This window comes from Micromonospora sp. NPDC007230 (assembly GCF_042869115.1).
Classification (GTDB): domain Bacteria; phylum Actinomycetota; class Actinomycetes; order Mycobacteriales; family Micromonosporaceae; genus Micromonospora.
Map to the genome: position 1 here is coordinate 11,610 of NZ_JBIAFE010000012.1, position 16,680 is coordinate 28,289.

12 protein-coding genes are annotated in these 16,680 nt (G+C 67.6%); 11 read left to right on the plus strand and 1 reads right to left on the minus strand.

From position 1 onward, the window contains the following. The first annotated feature begins 35 nt into the window (after positions 1 to 35). From ACFYML_RS18430 to ACFYML_RS18445, 4 genes are all read left to right on the plus strand, one after another. The gene (locus tag ACFYML_RS18430; protein WP_387421741.1) at positions 36 to 4,544 is read left to right on the plus strand and encodes an Ig-like domain-containing protein; all 4,509 of its coding nucleotides are present in this window, start codon (positions 36 to 38) and stop codon (positions 4,542 to 4,544) included. 266 nt (positions 4,545 to 4,810) lie between these two features. Next, on the plus strand, positions 4,811 to 5,662 hold the full coding sequence (locus ACFYML_RS18435) for a fumarylacetoacetate hydrolase family protein (RefSeq protein ID WP_387421742.1): 852 nt from the start codon (positions 4,811 to 4,813) through the stop codon (positions 5,660 to 5,662). A gap of 1 nt (position 5,663) precedes the next feature. After that, on the plus strand, positions 5,664 to 7,001 hold the full coding sequence (locus ACFYML_RS18440) for an L-fuconate dehydratase (RefSeq protein ID WP_387421743.1): 1,338 nt from the start codon (positions 5,664 to 5,666) through the stop codon (positions 6,999 to 7,001). Further along, the gene (locus tag ACFYML_RS18445; RefSeq protein WP_387421744.1) at positions 6,998 to 7,756 is read left to right on the plus strand and encodes an SDR family NAD(P)-dependent oxidoreductase; all 759 of its coding nucleotides are present in this window, start codon (positions 6,998 to 7,000) and stop codon (positions 7,754 to 7,756) included. The genes ACFYML_RS18440 and ACFYML_RS18445 overlap by 4 nt, the downstream gene beginning before the upstream one ends. 84 nt (positions 7,757 to 7,840) lie before the next feature. On the opposite strand, the gene ACFYML_RS18450 is transcribed toward ACFYML_RS18445, so the two are convergent. Next, the gene (locus ACFYML_RS18450) at positions 7,841 to 8,518 is read right to left on the minus strand and encodes a FadR/GntR family transcriptional regulator (RefSeq protein ID WP_387421745.1); all 678 of its coding nucleotides are present in this window, start codon (positions 8,516 to 8,518) and stop codon (positions 7,841 to 7,843) included. Between the two features lie 326 nt (positions 8,519 to 8,844). On the opposite strand from ACFYML_RS18450, the gene ACFYML_RS18455 reads away from it, so the two are divergent. From ACFYML_RS18455 to ACFYML_RS18485, 7 genes are all read left to right on the plus strand, one after another. Further along, complete coding sequence (locus ACFYML_RS18455) at positions 8,845 to 9,156, plus strand: L-rhamnose mutarotase (protein ID WP_357447099.1); 312 nt, start codon at positions 8,845 to 8,847, stop codon at positions 9,154 to 9,156. Then, positions 9,153 to 10,121, plus strand: a complete 969-nt coding sequence (locus ACFYML_RS18460) for an aldo/keto reductase (protein WP_387421746.1) — start codon at positions 9,153 to 9,155, stop codon at positions 10,119 to 10,121. The genes ACFYML_RS18455 and ACFYML_RS18460 overlap by 4 nt, the downstream gene beginning before the upstream one ends. After that, a complete protein-coding gene (locus tag ACFYML_RS18465) occupies positions 10,118 to 10,948 on the plus strand; it encodes an amidohydrolase family protein (protein WP_387421747.1) in 831 nt (276 codons plus the stop codon). The genes ACFYML_RS18460 and ACFYML_RS18465 overlap by 4 nt, the downstream gene beginning before the upstream one ends. A gap of 87 nt (positions 10,949 to 11,035) precedes the next feature. After that, entirely contained in the window at positions 11,036 to 11,770 is a 735-nt protein-coding gene (locus tag ACFYML_RS18470; protein ID WP_387421748.1) for a (Fe-S)-binding protein, read from the plus strand. Beyond that, on the plus strand, positions 11,767 to 13,221 hold the full coding sequence (locus ACFYML_RS18475; protein ID WP_387421749.1) for a LutB/LldF family L-lactate oxidation iron-sulfur protein: 1,455 nt from the start codon (positions 11,767 to 11,769) through the stop codon (positions 13,219 to 13,221). Before ACFYML_RS18470 ends, ACFYML_RS18475 begins: the two co-directional genes overlap by 4 nt. Beyond that, positions 13,218 to 13,835: a lactate utilization protein C gene (locus ACFYML_RS18480; RefSeq protein WP_387421750.1), complete on the plus strand. Its 618-nt coding sequence runs from the start codon at positions 13,218 to 13,220 to the stop codon at positions 13,833 to 13,835. The genes ACFYML_RS18475 and ACFYML_RS18480 overlap by 4 nt, the downstream gene beginning before the upstream one ends. A gap of 293 nt (positions 13,836 to 14,128) precedes the next feature. Further along, complete coding sequence (locus ACFYML_RS18485) at positions 14,129 to 16,423, plus strand: TIM barrel protein (protein WP_387421751.1); 2,295 nt, start codon at positions 14,129 to 14,131, stop codon at positions 16,421 to 16,423. Positions 16,424 to 16,680: the final 257 nt, after the last annotated feature.

Here is a 16,680-nt window from a genome sequence, read left to right on the forward strand (position 1 = left end):
GCCGCTCAGGGAGTTCGGATGGCCAAGGAGCTGATGTGAGACGTTATGTAATCGGGGTGGTGTCCACGCTCGCGATGGTGGTCGCCCCCACGGCCGTTCCCGCGCACGGCGCGGCCGGCAATTTCAAGGTGCCGCAGGTGGTGCTCGACCATCTCGGCCAGGACGACTGGGCCAAGCTCCAGCAGATCCTGCCCGGCATCGCCGGCTCGGTGACGTCCCCGCTCAAGATCAGCGACGTCAACAAGGGCAGCTACACAACGGGGCAGTTGATGGGCAACGGCGACATCGGCGCCGTCGCGGCGGGGGTGTCCACCACCTCCCAGCAGTTCTACTTCGGCAAGAACGACTTCTGGGGCACGCTGCACGCCCAAGGCAACGCGGTCAAGGACAACCAGGGCATTCTCTCCGGCGGCGGGCTGGACATCTGGCCGACGACCGGGGCGGGCACCAACGCGGCGAGCGCGTTCAAGATGAAGCAGGACATCCTCAACGCCGAGGTCACCACGAGCCTGGAGCTCAAGGACGACCAAGGTGCCGATGCTCCGATCCAGCTGACCTCCTGGACCGCCGACACCACGAACGTCTTCGTCACCGAGATCCGCAACAGCGGCACCGGGCCGGTGACGCTGCGGACCAAGCAGTGGGTCCCGGCGATGGCGTACGCGAGCGCGAGCGCGACCGACCTGACCGATGCGCAGAAGACCTACCCGTACACCGGGGGAGTTGACTCCTCGTCGTCCAGTCCCGTCCTCTGGACGACGCGGGACAGCACCACCAACACGAGCGGCTACCGCAGCCGGATGGCGACCGCGACGACCCTCGTCGGTGCCGCGCTCGTGAACCCCCGCCAGGAAATCGAAGCGAACGACTACTACGACAGCAACAAGGGCAAGTACTACAACTCGCTGGGCGAGTCCGGGAACTTCACCGTCGCGCCGGGCGCGACCGCGTCCCTGGTCACCTACCTGACCAGCAGCAGCGGTGACTACAACGCGATCAAGAGCGTCGCGGACGTGCAGCAGGACGCCGTGGACGGGGTCCGCGGGTACGCGTCGCAGAGCACCATCGACCAGCTCAAGGCCGAGCACCAGGCCTGGTGGAAGAACTACTGGCTCCGCAGCTACGTCCAGTTCCCCGATCCCGAGGTGGCCCAGTACTACTACGGGTCGCTGTACGTGCTCGGCAGCTCGAACCGGCCGACGAGCGCGAACGGGAAGGTGAACCCGCAGAACCTGCCGGGCTCGATGTACGGCGAGTGGGTTCTCGCGGACAACGTCGGCTGGGGCGGCCGGTACTTCCTCAACTACAACCAGCAGGCCCAGTACTACGCGTCGGGCTCAATCAACCGCATCGAAACCGAAGTGCCGTTCAACCGGGTCATCGCCTACGACCTGCCATGGCAGCAGAACAACGCCGCCGCACAGGGACATGACGGCGCGGTGCACGTCCGGACGCTGTCCCCGTTCCACCTGATGGCGAGCGCCCAGCCGGCACTGAGCCCGAAGGCGTCCGTGCCGGTGTACGGGTTCAACGCATCGTCCACGGACCAGAAGTCGAACGGCTACTTCGCCGCGATCAACATGGTCTCCTACTACGAATACACGCTGGACGACCAGTACCTGCGCACGGTGCTCTATCCGCACCTGAAGCAGCTGCTCACGTTCTACAGCTCCTACGTACTGAAGCAGGACGACGGGAACGGCCAGTACCACTACTCGGTGATCGGTTCGTCGATCCACGAGGGCGACGCCGCCGACATCAATCCCGACCTCGACATGGGTGCGATCAAGTTCCTGTCGAAGTTCCTGTCCGCACACGCCACGGCGATGGGCGAGGCCCCAGCCACCGTCGCGCGCTGGAAGGACCTGGCAGACCACACGGCGTTCCCGGAAGCCATGCTGCCCAAGGGCATCTTCTCCGCGAACAGCAACGACAACTTCGTCCCGACGCTGCTGGCCACGGATTACCAGTCGCCGAACCAGGCGCACGTCGACATGATCGAGCCGGGCGACCAGCCGGTCGAGCTCGAGGGCGTGGTGTTCCCCTTCGAGAACGTGCAGCAGCTCGACGGCGACCCGGAACTGCTCGGCAAGGTCCGGAACACCTTGGAGTACATGAACTCCTGGGCCGCCACCGGGTTCGCCGGCTGGAGCAGCCAGAACAACGGCTTCCCCAAGGTGTACCCGATCGCGGCGCGGGCGGGCTGGCCGGCCGCGGACCTGCTGGCTAAGTTCAAGGCCGCCCTGAAGGCCAAGCTGCGCACCAGCAACCTGACCTACTACGGCAGCGGTGGCGCGGTCGAGACTGTCGGCGCGATGGAGGGCGTCAACTCGATGCTGCTGCAGAGCAGCACCACGCCGGATGTCCCGACGACCCTGTCGGTGTTCCCGAACTGGGACCGGACCCAGTCGCTGAGCTACGAGCGGCTGGGCGCCAAGGGCAACGTCGAGGTGTCGAGCGCGTACGACGCGTCCACGGGCTCGGTGTCCTATGTGGACCTGACTAGCAAGCGGGACGGGAAGATCTCGCTGGTCAACCCGTGGGCCACCGGTCGCCCGGTCATCCAGGTGGTCAACGCCGACAAGACGCTGGGTGAGCGCGTCGAGTACGACGTGCACAGCGGCAAGCTCGTGTTCAACGCCAAGCAGGGCCGGCGGTACATGGTCATGGTCGACACCACCGACCGGGCCCACACCGTCAGCGGCATCTCGCTGTCCAAGTACTCGACGACGTTGGTGTACGACAGCACGAAGCGCAACGCCCCGGCGGGCACCGACACCGTCACGGCCACGCTCGAGGGCGGCATCCCCGGCGACACGGTGGAGTGGAAGTCCTCGAACAACCAGGTCGTGAAGGTGACCGGGTCCGGGAAGACGGCGACCATCCAGGCGGTCGGCACCGGCGGCGGCAAGGTCGCGAACGTGACGATCACGGCCCGCAGCATCGAACAAGGCGGATTGTCCGAGGACGGGGTGACCCAGACGATCAAGGTCCAGGTCGCCGACGTGTCCACGGTCCTGACGGGGCTGCAGCTGCTCAGCCCGTCGGACGCGACGATCTACGGCCCGGCGGCCACCAGTGCCAGCACCGGCAAGGTGACGGGCACGAACCGGCTGCAGCTCACGGCTTCGGTGTCCCCGGCCAACGCCTACGACCGGCGGATCGCCTGGCGGTCGAGCGACCAGAACGTGGCGATGGTCGACAAGAACGGGCTGGTGATCGCGCGCGGTGCGGGCACGGCGACGATCACCGGCACCAGCATGGGCAACCCGAGCCTGCCACCGGTCACGACCAGCGTGACGGTGACCGCACCGGGAGCGGACTCCAGCGGATACAACGGGCTGGCCTCGGTGCTCGCCGCGGCGAAGCAGATCTCGGCGTACGCGGGCGACCGCACCAGCGGTGGCGGCTTCAAGCGGGTCTCGACCAGCCCGAACTGGGAAGGACTGCAGGAACGCTTCCAGATCGCGCACATCAACGCCCTGGGCGTGAAGGCGCGTTACTCCGGCTATTCGGCGGTGAACATCAGCAAGGACACCGCGTACTTCGCGGCCCTCGCACTGAACGAGGCCATCAAGGCGATCGACCCAGCCCTCGCGGTCACCCTGCCGGACCGGACCCTGGCGGACAAGACCGATCTGGCCTCGGCGATCACCACCGCGTCGCAGCTGACCGCGGACGACTTCGCGACGCCGCAGGCGTGGAGCAATCTGCAGGCGGCGCTGGCCGAAGCCCAGAAGGTCAACGACGACCCGAAGGCGACCCAGCCGGACGTCGACGCGGCCTTTGCCGCACTGGCGTTGGCAATGGCCGCCACGGCCGTCGGAGACCTGCCAACGGTCGACCTGTCCGGCGTGGGTGCGGTGACGGTGCGCAACGGTCACCTGGTCCAGCTGCTCGCCGGGACCGGGCGGACGTGGACGGTGACTCCGGCCGACGAGTCGGCCGCGCCGGGCGCGACCATCGATCCGAGCGGTGGCCTGCTGTGGGTGATGGGCGACGGCACCTACCAGGTGACGGCGAAGGCCTCGGGTGCCGCGGACGTGGTGGTCACGGTGACCTTCACCGACGTACCGCCACCGCTGCTCAACCTGAGCCGGAACGGCAACGGCAACGGCACCGCGTTCGGTTCGACGAGTTCGGGTTCGTACCCGCCGCCGAACGCCTTCGACGACAACCCGGCGACGTTCTACGACCACAGCTCGACGACGCCGTACGTGGGCTGGGACTTCGGCAGCCCGACGGCCGTCAACGTGCTCCGGTTCCTGCCGCGCTCGGGCACGAACGCGGCCCGGATCGCGGGGGCGAAGCTCCAGGGCTCGAACACGTCGCCGACTGACGGGTTCGTCGACCTTGTCACGATCAACGACAGCCCGACCACGGCGAACTCGTCGTCCTGGTACGTGAAGGCGCTCAACAGCAGTACGCCCTACCGGTACTACCGCTGGCTGGGCACGAGCACCTCGCACGCGAACGTGGCCTCGATCGAGCTGTACGCGGCCAACGACCGCCAGGTCACGGTGACCACGACCCCGGCGAGCTGACGGCAATGCCGAAGCGGCACTTCCCCGGGAAGTGCCGCTTCCGCATGCCGCCGGCGGCGTGGAACCGCGGCGCGAGGAGCGACCAGCCATCCGATCTATCCTCGTGTTGGGCTGGCTGGGAGGCGCTACTCTACGGGAAATCCTCCACTGGCGGGCCATCATGCCCGCCTGCTAATGTCAAAGCATCCCGCAGACATCAGATGACTTGCCCGGTCGCGCTGGGCATCGGGTGGGCGTACCCACTAGCTAAGTGTTCGGAGATTAGCGTGAAGTTGTTGCGTGTCGGCCCGCGCGGCGAGGAAAGTCCGGCAGTCATGACTGAGGACGGGCGGCTGCTCGACCTCTCTCCGATCACGGCGGACATCGACGGCGTGTTCCTCGCTGACGGGTTGACGCTGGCCTCTGCAGCGATTGCTTCCGGTGACCTGCCGAGCCTCGACGGCGATGGCATGCGGATCGGCGCCCCCCTCGCGCGCCCTGGCAAGGTTGTCTGCATCGGCCTGAACTATCGCGCCCACGCCGAGGAGAGCGACGCGGCGCCGCCGTCCGAGCCGGTGGTCTTCCTCAAGACGCCGTACACCGTGATCGGGCCGAACGACACGGTCCTGATTCCACGAGGGAGCACCAAGACGGACTACGAGATCGAACTCGGCGTCGTCATCGGACGCACCGCCCGCTATCTCGACACGGCCGAGGACGGGCTGGCCTGCGTGGGCGGCTACGCCGTGTCGCACGACGTGTCCGAGCGTGAGTTCCAACTTGAGCGCGGCGGCACCTGGGACAAGGGCAAGAACTGCGAGACGTTCAACCCGCTCGGGCCTTGGCTGGTGACTGCGGACGAGGTGCCGGATCCACAGGCGCTCGACCTCCGACTGTGGGTCAACGGGAACATCCGGCAGAACGGCTCGACCAAGGACATGATCTTCCAGGTCGGCGAGATCATCCACTACCTGAGCCAGTTCATGGTGCTCGAACCGGGTGACATCATCAACACCGGTACACCCGCCGGTGTTGCCCTCGGCCACCCCGATCCCAAGCCGTACCTGCGCCCGGGCGACGTCGTCGAGCTTGAGATCTCCGGCCTGGGCCGGCAGCGCCAGGCGATGGGGCAGGCCTGACATGGCGCACCGCATCACCTCGCTCGCCACGTACGACGTACGCTTTCCGACCTCGCACGAGCTGGACGGCTCGGACGCCATGAACCCCGACCCCGACTACTCAGCCGCGTACGTCGTGATCCGTACCGACGCGCCCGACGGCCTGGAGGGGCACGGCTTCGCCTTCACCATCGGTCGCGGCAACGACGTCCAAGTAGCGGCGATCCGGGCGCTCGAACCGCTCGTCGTCGGGCTGCCGCTCGAGTACACCCTCGCGAACATGGGTGGCCTGTGGCGCCGCCTTGTCCACGATTCGCAGCTGCGCTGGCTCGGCCCGGAGAAGGGCGTCATGCACATGGCGATCTCCGCCGTGATCAACGCGATGTGGGACCTCAAGGCCAAGGCCGCCGGCAAGCCGGTCTGGAAGCTCCTCGCCGACATGAGCCCGGCGGAGATCGTCGAACTGGTGGACTTCCGCTACCTGACCGACGCGCTTACGCCCGATGAGGCGTTGGAGATCCTGCGTAAGGCCGAGCCCGGCAAGGCCGAGCGCGAGGCCCGGCTGCGCGAGCAGGGCTACCCCGCGTACACGACCTCCCCGGGCTGGCTCGGGTACGACGACGCCAAGCTGACCCGCCTCGCACGGGAGGCGGTGGCGGACGGCTTCAGCCAGATCAAGCTCAAGGTCGGCGCGAACCTCGCGGAGGACGTACGGCGGTTTCGCATCGCCCGCGAGGCCGTCGGCCCGGGCGTGCGGATCGCCGTCGACGCCAACCAGCGGTGGGACGTCCCGGCCGCGATCGACTGGGTGCGAGCCCTGGCGCCCGGCGACCCCTGGTGGGTCGAGGAACCCACCAGCCCGGACGACATCCTCGGGCACGCCGCCATCCGCAGGGCGGTCGCCCCCATCAAGGTGGCGACCGGCGAGCACGTGCCCAACCGGATCGTGTTCAAGCAACTACTGCAGGCCGAGGCGATCGACATCCTCCAACTCGACGCCGCCCGGGTGGCCGGCCTCAACGAGAACGTCGCCATCCTGCTGCTGGCCGCGAAGTTCGGGGTGCCCGTCTGCCCGCACGCCGGCGGCGTCGGGCTTTGCGAGCTCGTGCAGCACCTGTCGATGTTCGACTACGTGGCGGTCAGCGGGTCACTCGACGACCGGGTCATCGAGTATGTCGACCACCTGCACGAACACTTCGTCGATCCGGTGGTCGTGACCAAGGGGTGCTACGCCGCCCCCACAACTCCCGGCTTCTCGGCACAGATGCACGAGGCATCCCTAACGGCTCATCTCTTCCCGGACGGGCCGGTGTGGGCGACCGAACGGACGCTTGACGAGGAAACGGTGGGCGGAGCATGAGCGACAGGGAATTCGACGGCCTGACGGCTGCCGTCACGGGCGCGGGCTCGGGCATCGGCCTCGCGGCGGCACGGATGCTCGCCGCCCGGGGTGCCCGGGTCGCCTGCCTCGACCTCGAACCGTCGGTCGGTGACGCGAACGTCGTACCGATTCGGTGCGACGTCAGCAGCGACACGGTCGTCGCCTCCGCCGTCGAGGCGGCGGCCACCGCCCTGGGTGGCATCGACATCCTCGTCAACAACGCCGGCATTGGGGCCCAGGGCACGGTCGAGGGCAACGACCTCGACCAGTGGCGGCGGGTGTTCGACGTGAACGTCCTCGGCCTGGTGCGGACCACCCGCGCCGCGCTGCCCTGGTTGCGCCGGTCGTCGGCCGCGGCCATCGTCAACACCTGCTCGATCGCCGCGACCGCCGGACTGCCCGATCGGGCCCTGTACAGCGCGTCCAAAGGGGCGGTTCTGTCGCTGACCCTGGCCATGGCCGCCGACCACCTTCGCGAGGGCATCCGCGTCAACTGCGTCAATCCAGGCACCGTGGACACGCCGTGGGTGCAGCGGCTGCTCGCCGCCGCCGAGGACCCCGACGCGGAACGCGCCGCGCTACAGGCGCGGCAGCCCTCGGGACGGCTGGTGTCGGCGGACGAGGTGGCCGCCGCCATCTGCTACCTCGCGAGCCCGCGCGCCGGCGCCACCACCGGCGTGGCGCTCGCCGTCGACGGGGGCATGCAGGGAATGCGCCTGCGCCCGGTCACCTGAGGAACTGGCCGTGCCGATCGACGCGCACACCACCCCTGGAACCCCGGACGCCCGCGGACGTGTGACAGATCGGCCCGACACGTCCTACTCCGCCAGCGCCTGACGCAGCCACTGCTCGACGGCTGCGACGTGGACCGTGGCCCACGCGTGGGCGATCTCCGGCTGGCGGCTGGCGATGGCATCGCAGATGAGCCGGTGTTCGTCGACGGTGCGGGCGACCGCGTTCTTCTGGGTCAGACCTCGCCAGATCCGTGCCCGCTGGGTTGGTCCGGACAGCCCCTCGATCAGCGAGCACAGCACCTGGTTGCCGGATCCCGCGGCAATTCGGCGGTGGAACTCGACGTCGTTGGCCACGAGCTCCTCAACCGTCGGCGTCGGTCCGATTTGGTCAAGAAGCTCGCGCAGTCCGGCGATGTCCTCGTCGCTCATCGCCGACGCGGCCATTGCCGCTGCCGCAGGTTCGAGGATGCGCCGTACCTCGAAGAACTGCAGCACCGTGTCGTCGCGGTGAAAGTCGACGACGAAAGCCATCGCGTCCAGGAGCAGCGACGGCTCGAGGCTTGTGACGTACGTGCCGTCGCCCTGGCGCACGTCGAGCACATGGATCAGCGACAGCGCTCGTACGGCCTCCCGCAGCGAGCTGCGGGACAGCCCGAGGCGCTCGGCGAGATCGGCCTCGCGTGGCAACCGGTCGCCGGGTCGCAGTTCGCCGCCCGTGATCATTTGCTTGATCTTGTTGATCGCGACGTCTGTCAGCGACATAAGTGGCGAACCTCCTGCCGAAACATCGGATGAGCCTGCATCATACGGTGTTTAGACAGCGGGATTCCTTCGCCACGGCGGCCAGCGTTTGGCCAGCGGCCTTCACGTGTGGTCGCCCTCGCCGGGCCAAGCCCGCGACGTCTCAGGATTGACGAGATAGACATCAGATGTCTAGGCTTTCGTTGCGTTTATCGATCAGATCCAGGCGGTCAACGGACTGGTCATCATCGTCGCGCTCGTCCCGGCCATGCCCACCAGCGGCAAGGCCCAGGACTGACTTCCCTTGCGTAGGCAGCCGTCGCAGGCCCAGGCAATGAGGAGAACACGTGGAGACCATCGCCCTGCACACGAGGCTCAAACCGGGCCGTGAGGCGGAGTACGACCGGGTGCACGCGGTGATCCCGCCCCCGCTGGAAGCCGCGTTGCGCGTGGCCGGGGTACACAGCTGGCGGATCTGGCGAGACGGTCAGGACCTGTTCCATCTGGTCGAGGTCGCCGACTACCAGGCGATGCGGCGGGCCCTGGCTGAGCACCCGGTCAACGTGGCGTGGCAGGCCAGGATGGCCGAGCTGCTGGAGATCACCGACGACTACTCGGGAAACGATCGCGGCATCGCGAAGGTGTGGGAGTTGGCGTGAAGGTCACGCGACTCGGCGGGTCACGCGTACGGGTGAGCCAGCTCGGGTTCGGCGCCGCCGGGATCGGCAACCTGTACCGGGCCTTGGACGACGAGACGGCGTACCGCGCGGTCGAGGCCGCGTGGGAGGCGGGGATCCGCTACTACGACACCGCGCCGCACTACGGTCTCGGCCTGTCCGAGCGCAGGCTGGGAGCCGCGCTCGCCGGCCGCCCGCGCGACGAGTTCACTGTCTCCACGAAAGTCGGCCGGGTGCTGGTGCCTTCGCCGGAAACCGCGCACCTACGCGACGACGCCGGCGGCTTCGACGTGCCGGCCGACCACGTCCGGCGGTGGGACTTCAGCGGAGACGGGGTACGCCGGTCGATGGAGTCCAGTCTCGGCCGCCTAGGACTCGACCGGATCGACGTCGTGCTGCTCCACGATCCCGACGACCACTGGCGGCAGGCCGTCGACGAGGCGTACCCGGTGTTGCACGAGCTGCGCGATCAGGGCGTTGTGGGCGCGATCGGCGCAGGCATGAACCAGTGGCAGATGTTGGAACGGTTCGTCGTCGAAACCGACATCGACACCGTCATGCTCGCCGGGAGGTACACGCTGCTGGACCAGTCGGCGGGGGAGCGGCTGCTGCCACGCTGCCGGGAACGCGGGGTGTCCGTCCTCGCCGCTGGTGTCTTCAACAGCGGTGTGCTCGCCACCGCTGAGCCAGGCAGGATGTACGACTACCGCCCGGTGCCGGACGCGGTGTACGCCAGGGCCGTCCGGATCGCCAAGATGTGCCGCGCGCACGGGGTGGCGCTGCCGCAGGCGGCGATGGCCTTCGTAGCGCGACATCCGGCCGTCGCATCGGTGGTCGTCGGCATGAAGACCATCGAGCAGGTCACCAACAACGCGGAACTCGCCGCCACGCGCGTGCCCGACGGGTTGTGGGACGACCTTGTCGCCGAGGGGTTGATCCACCCGTGATCGTTGACGCTCACCACCACCTGTGGGATCCCGCAGTACGGACGTACCCGTGGATGGCGGGCGATGCCCTCGCCCCGATCCGGCGCGCGTACACCCTGGCGGACCTGCGCGTCGCGGCCGGTGACCGGGTCGGTGCGACCGTGCTCGTGCAGACCGTGTCGTCGGTGACCGAGACCGAGGAGTTCCTCGCCACCGCGGAGGCGAGCGCGGGCCTGGTCGCGGGCGTCGTCGGCTGGGTCGACCTGACCCGTCCCGATGTCGACGTCGAGCTTGACCGCCTGCGTGCTGGTCCACTCGTCGGGGTGCGTCATCAGGTGGAGGACGAGCCGGACCCGGACTGGCTGCTGCGCGACGAGGTGACCAGAGGACTCGCCGACCTCGGCGCGCGCGGGCTGGCGTACGACATCCTCGTGCGCGCCCCGCAACGGGCTGCCGCCCTCGCCACCGTCCGGCGGTGCGACGACGTCCGGTTCGTGATCGACCACGCGGGCAAGCCGGCCATCGGGTCGGGGGAGTGGGAGCCGTGGGCGTCCTGGATAGTGGCGATGGCCCGATGCGAGGGCGTCGTCTGCAAGCTGTCCGGGCTGATCACCGAGGCGGTCTGGGACGACTGGGACGCCACGCGAATCCGGCCGTACGCCGAACACGTGCTGTCCGCCTTCGGCGCCGACCGGGTGATGTTCGGATCGGACTGGCCGGTGTGTGAACTGGCAGGCTGCTACCGGGACGTGCTCGCGCTCACCGATGAGCTGCTGGCCGGCTGCACCGCGATCGAGCGGGCGGCTGTCCTGGGCGGCACCGCGCGCCGGGTCTACGCCCTGCCGTGAACGCGCTCGGTTCGCGGCCATGAACGGCCTTCAGTGGCGCTACCGCAGCACCCGACCTCTCGCCACCCGCTCCGGAAGGGGCCGACCATGCGGATCGCCCTGTTCATCACCTGCGTGAACGACACCATGTTCCCTGACACCGGACGGGCCGTGCTGCGCGTCCTCCAACGGCTCGGCCACGAGGTGATCTTCCCCGCCGCCCAGACGTGCTGCGGTCAGCTGCACTTCAACACCGGTTACCAACGCGAGGCCGTGCCGCTGGCGCGCAAGTTCGTCGACGTCTTCGCCGACACCGACGTGGTCGTCTCCCCGTCGGCCTCCTGCGTGGCCATGGTGCGAGAGTCCTACCGGCGGGTCGCCGAGGTCTCCGGCGACCGGGGCCTCTTGGACGCCGTGGCGCAGGTGACGCCCACCGTGTACGAGTTCAGTGAACTCCTCGTCGACGTGCTCGGTGTGACCGACGTCGGCGCTCGGTTCGCGCACCGGGTCACCTATCACCCGACCTGCCACGGGCTGCGCGCGCTCGGCCTCGGCGACCGGCCATTGGCACTGCTCAAGGCCGTACGCGGGATCGAACTGGTGGAACTCGGCGGTGCGCGGGAATGCTGCGGATTCGGCGGCACGTTCGCGCTGAAGAACTCGGATGTCTCGGTCGCGATGGGCTTGGACAAGCTCAGCCAGGTGCTCGCGACGGGAGCCGAGGTGCTCACCGCGGCCGACAACTCCTGCCTGCTGCACATTGGCGGACTCCTGTCACGCGCCCGCTCCGACGTGCGGGTCATGCACTACGCCGAGATCCTCGCGGAAGGAGACGATTCATGAGCGGAGCCGTGTGGATGGGCATGCCGGCCTTCCCGGTCGCGGCCCGCGACGCGTTGGCCGACCGTCAACTGCGTGCCAACCTGCGCACGGCGACCGGGACCATCCGCGCCAAGCGGGAGGCCGTCGTCGCGGAGCGGGCGGACTGGGAGCAGCTCCGCGTCGCCGGGGCGGCGATCAAGGACCGGACGCTGCGGAACCTGGACAGCTACCTGCTGCGGTTCGAGGAGCACGTCACCGCCGCCGGGGGAGTCGTGCACTGGGCGCGGGACGCGGCGGAGGCCAACCGGATCGTCGTCGACCTGGTACGCGCCGCCGGCACCGACGAGGTGATCAAGGTCAAGTCCATGGTGACCCAGGAGATCGAGCTGAACGCCGCGCTCACTGCGGCCGGTATCGCCGCCTACGAGACCGACCTCGCGGAGCTGATCGTGCAGTTGGGCGACGACCTGCCGTCGCACATCCTGGTGCCGGCAATCCATCGGAACCGGGAACAGATCAGGGATATCTTCCTTCGCGAGATGCCGGACGCTCCGGCCGACCTGACCGATGAGCCGGTCGCTCTCGCCGCCGCAGCGCGGAAACACCTGCGGCGCAAGTTCCTCTCCGCGAAGGTGGCCGTGTCCGGGGCGAACTTCGCAGTCGCCGATTCGGGAACGCTGGTGGTGGTGGAGTCTGAGGGCAACGGGCGGATGTGCCTCACGCTGCCCGAGGTCCTGATCAGCGTGGTCGGTATCGAGAAGCTGGTGCCGACCTGGGCCGACCTGGAGGTGATGCTGCAACTGCTGCCGAGGTCGTCCACCGGCGAGCGGATGAACCCGTACACGTCGACATGGCGGGGTGTGCACCCGAGCGACGGCCCCCGGGAGTTCCACGTGGTCCTCCTGGACAACGGCCGTACCAGCGTGCTCGCCGATGACATCGGCCGGCAGGCGCTGCGGTGCATCCGCTGTTCGGCCTGCCTGAACGTATGCCCGGTCTACGAGCGCACCGGTGGGCACGCCTACGGATCGCCGTACCCAGGTCCGATCGGGGCGGTCCTCACCCCCCAGCTACGCGGCGTGCGGGGCGACCCGGTCGCGGGCAGCCTGCCGTACGCGTCGTCGCTCTGCGGGGCCTGCTACGAGGCGTGCCCGGTGCGGATCGACATCCCTGCCGCGCTCGTACACCTGCGGGCCAAGGTCGTCGACGCCAAGCGCCGCCGGCCATCGGCGGAGCGCGCGGTGATGCGTGCCGCGTCCTGGATGTTCGCCAGCCCTCGCAGGCTCGCCGCCATCCAGCGGCTCGGAGGGTTCGCCGGCACTCTGGCCGGCGCGCTCGCCGGTCGTTCTGGTCGGATCGGCAGGCTGCCCGGCCCGCTGTCCGGCTGGACCCGCGCGCGCGACATCCCCGTACCCCCACAGCGGTCCTTCCGTTCGTGGTGGCTGAGCAACCAGGATGGGGGACGGCGGTGAACGCACGGGACGAAATCCTGGCGCGGGTACGGGCCGCCCTTGCCGGAGTGCCCGACACCGAGGTCGAGGTGCCCCGGGGCTACTCGACGTCAGCCGAGGGCGTGGACGTCGTGGAGTTGTTCGCCGAGCGGGCCGACGACTACCGGGCGACGGTCCGGATCGTGGAGCGCTCAGCGGTGGCCGGTGTCGTGGCGGCGGAGCTGCGCGAGGCGGGAGTCGACATCCTCGCAGTGCCACCGGACCTGCCGCCGGAGTGGCTGTCCGAGACGACCGCCCGGATCCTGCCCGACGCACCCGCGCTGTCCGTCGAGGATCTGGACGGCTGCGGCGGCGTCCTGACGGGCTGCGCGGTGGCGATCGCCGAGACCGGCACCATCGTGCTTGACGCCGGGCCTGCGCAGGGAAGACGTGCCTTGACCCTGGTCCCGGACGTGCATGTATGCGTCGTGCCCGCGACGGCGATCGTCGGCACCGTGCCCGAGGCCATCGCTCGACTGGACGGTACCCGGCCGCTCACCTGGATCAGCGGGCCGTCTGCGACGAGCGACATCGAGCTCAACCGCGTCGAGGGCGTCCACGGTCCACGGACCCTCATCGTCCTGATCACCAGATAGACGCTACCGAGCGCTCGACTGCATCCCCATCCGAGACGCCGACCGGCCGGTGATCTCCGCGGCAATGTGGCGGGCGACGGGTGCTCACCCGGTTCCTGGACCTGTTGCCCGCAACCGGTGCAGTCGACGACTTCTTCGGGAGTGCCGGTGGGTTGACCGGTGGGGACATCTGGCGCACCAGGCCTGCTCACGCCCAGGCAGACCAGGTCGGCGGTCGTCTAGACGGCCATGAGGTTCTGGGATACCTTGGGTCGACCCGGCGCCGGAAAGCGCTTTCACGGAGGTAGGACGCGATGAAACGCCTCAGGAAAGTTCTCACCTGCTTGGCCGCCGCAGGCTTGCTGTCCCTGGCTGTTCCGGCCATCGCTCAAGCCGAGCCGGTCGCCGAAACGGGCACGTTGACGCTGAGCGTCTCGGACGCTGGCGGCGGGCTGCAGGCCGCGATCGACGCGGCTGGCGTCGCCTACGCCGATGTTTATGGCCTGGTAATCAACGGCGGCGGACTGAACAGCACCGACAGCCGATTCATCAACCAGAGTCTCACGGGGCTCACCGATCTCACGGTCGGTGGGACGGCGGACTTCGTTGGCTCCCAGGTGCCGACGAGCGCGTTCAGCGGCAACACCTCGCTCAGGCATGTGAGGCTGGACAACACCACCGTGATCGGGTCGAGGGCGTTCTACGATGTTGCCACGCTCGTCACCGTCGAGATGCCGAATGTGACAATACTGAACGGGCTCGCGTTCAACAACAATGCGGCGCTAAAGAGCGCGTACCTGCCACAGTTGAGGTCGATCGACAACCGGGCCTTCTACAACGCTGTGTCGATGTCGTCGCTGACACTTGGTGAGGAACCGCCCGTACTTTTGGGTCAGGGGAACTGGTTCCTTTATGTGACCGGCTTGACCATCTACGTCCCGGTGGAATCGGCGCTCGAAGTCTATCGGAACCACATCTTCTTCCAGCAGTTCAGGATCAGGGTGATCGGTGATGACGGTACCGGCAATCCTGAGGATCCCGCTCCGCCCAACACTCCGGAACTCTGCGCCCAGTACTGCGGTCGGATTGGCGGATCCGATAGCGTCAGGTACCGCGATCGTGAATACTTCAGAGGCGACTACAAGGTCAGCCTCAACCTCTACAGCTTCAATGTCAACATCAACGCGTGGTTGAACAACCGACAGGACACACCGCAGCTCGACACGCTGGCGGCGATTCGGTGGGCGGCCGAGGCAGGATTCGATGCGGTCGACGTCACGGCCTACTACATTCCTGGGTACAGCAACACCACGATGCCAACGTTGCCGGACGGTGAGATCAAGGCATTCGCCCGACAGATCCGGGACCTGACCAAGGAGTTGGGCATCGAGATCAGCGGCACTGGTTACCAGAACGACTTCGCCAACCCTAGCGCTGACCGGCGCGCGCTCGATGTCGAACGGGGCAAGTACTGGATCGACGTCGCGGCCGAGATGGGCGCTCCGGTCATCCGCGTTTTCTCTGGACCGGTGCCGACAGACATCAACCGGCTCGGGTGGGAGACCGTCACCCGAGAGCGCGTCGTCCCTGCGCTGCGACAGTTGGCGGAGTACGGCGCTGCTAAGGGGGTCCAGATCGGTCTCCAGAACCATGGGGATATGACCGCGACGGCAGGCCAGACCATTCAACTCCTGAAGTGGGTCGACCACGACAACATTGGCATCGTGAATGACACCGGCTATTTCCGGCCGTTCCGCTACACAACCGGCCTAAATTATGACTGGTACGCCGACGTTGCCGAGGTCCTTCCGTACTCAAACAACTTCCAGGTGAAGAAGCGGCCGGGGGGAGCTGAGACGGATACCACGATGGATCTGAACAAGCTGTTCACGGACGTGCGATACAGCGACTACCGCGGCTACATTCCCTTGGAGTTGCTGTGGGCCCGGGATGAGCCGGGATACCCGCGTGATCTTCCGGAACCCCCTTACGAGCAGGTCAGCGGGTTCCTCGATGCCGTGAAAGCCTCGTTGAAGTACACGAAGGATCGGAGCGAGGTCTCGGGATTCACTGACCTCACGTACGTCGACGGCAGGTTGTCGGGAACGGCATTTACGGATGTAGCCGACCCAGACGCCAAGATCCGCCTGTACGCCCCTGACGGTGAGGTCATTGGATCCCTTAGCGCCACCCTCGTCGGAGATAAATCGCCGGAGGGAAGGTACCAGTACAAGTTCGATGGCATCATCGGGGACCGTGGACAAATCAGGGTGCTCGGGCCGGTAGGGCCGTCCATCATGGAGTCCGTTTATCGCTCGATCGAGATTACTCGAACTGACGGTGGCAACGGCACAGCCGCCGTTTACCAGATGCTGGACTTCTATGTGTCAGCGGGGGAGGTCCGTGGTCCGCTGGTGCCCCAACTGTCAAACACCCTGAGCAGTGCGAGTCATCATCTGGCCAAGGGCTCGAAAGACCAAGCGGCCAAGCAACTGCGGAACTTCCTGCAACATCTTGACAATCCCGACATGGACAGCCAGGTCTCGGCGACGGCCAGGGATGACCTGAAGGGTGCCGCTCAAGCACGTATCGAGGCGTGGACGAAGTAACCCAAGACGCGGTCCTTCTCCATGTCGCTCGATCCGTGGCACGGGGAAGGACTGCGATCCGGCAGGCGTCGGCCTTCTGGCGCGCCAATGACACGCCAGCGGAGCGCAGGGCCGCCCGGGTCGGCAAGATCTGGCTCGGTGTCAAGGTACCGTCTCGATCTACTGCCAGGCGGTCGGCACCAGGGTGACCGGGACGTACGGCACGAGCAGCATCTGGAACCGGATCGGCCCCAACCGCTACGTGTCCGACGCCTACG

Coding starts and splice junctions, on each gene's coding strand:
- ACFYML_RS18440 (WP_387421743.1), top strand. CDS start 5,664: ATGGCGCACCGCATCACCTCGCTCGCCACGTACGACGTACGCTTTCCG.
- ACFYML_RS18445 (WP_387421744.1), top strand. CDS start 6,998: ATGAGCGACAGGGAATTCGACGGCCTGACGGCTGCCGTCACGGGCGCG.
- ACFYML_RS18450 (WP_387421745.1), bottom strand. CDS start 8,518: ATGTCGCTGACAGACGTCGCGATCAACAAGATCAAGCAAATGATCACG.
- ACFYML_RS18470 (WP_387421748.1), top strand. CDS start 11,036: ATGCGGATCGCCCTGTTCATCACCTGCGTGAACGACACCATGTTCCCT.
- ACFYML_RS18475 (WP_387421749.1), top strand. CDS start 11,767: ATGAGCGGAGCCGTGTGGATGGGCATGCCGGCCTTCCCGGTCGCGGCC.
- ACFYML_RS18485 (WP_387421751.1), top strand. CDS start 14,129: ATGAAACGCCTCAGGAAAGTTCTCACCTGCTTGGCCGCCGCAGGCTTG.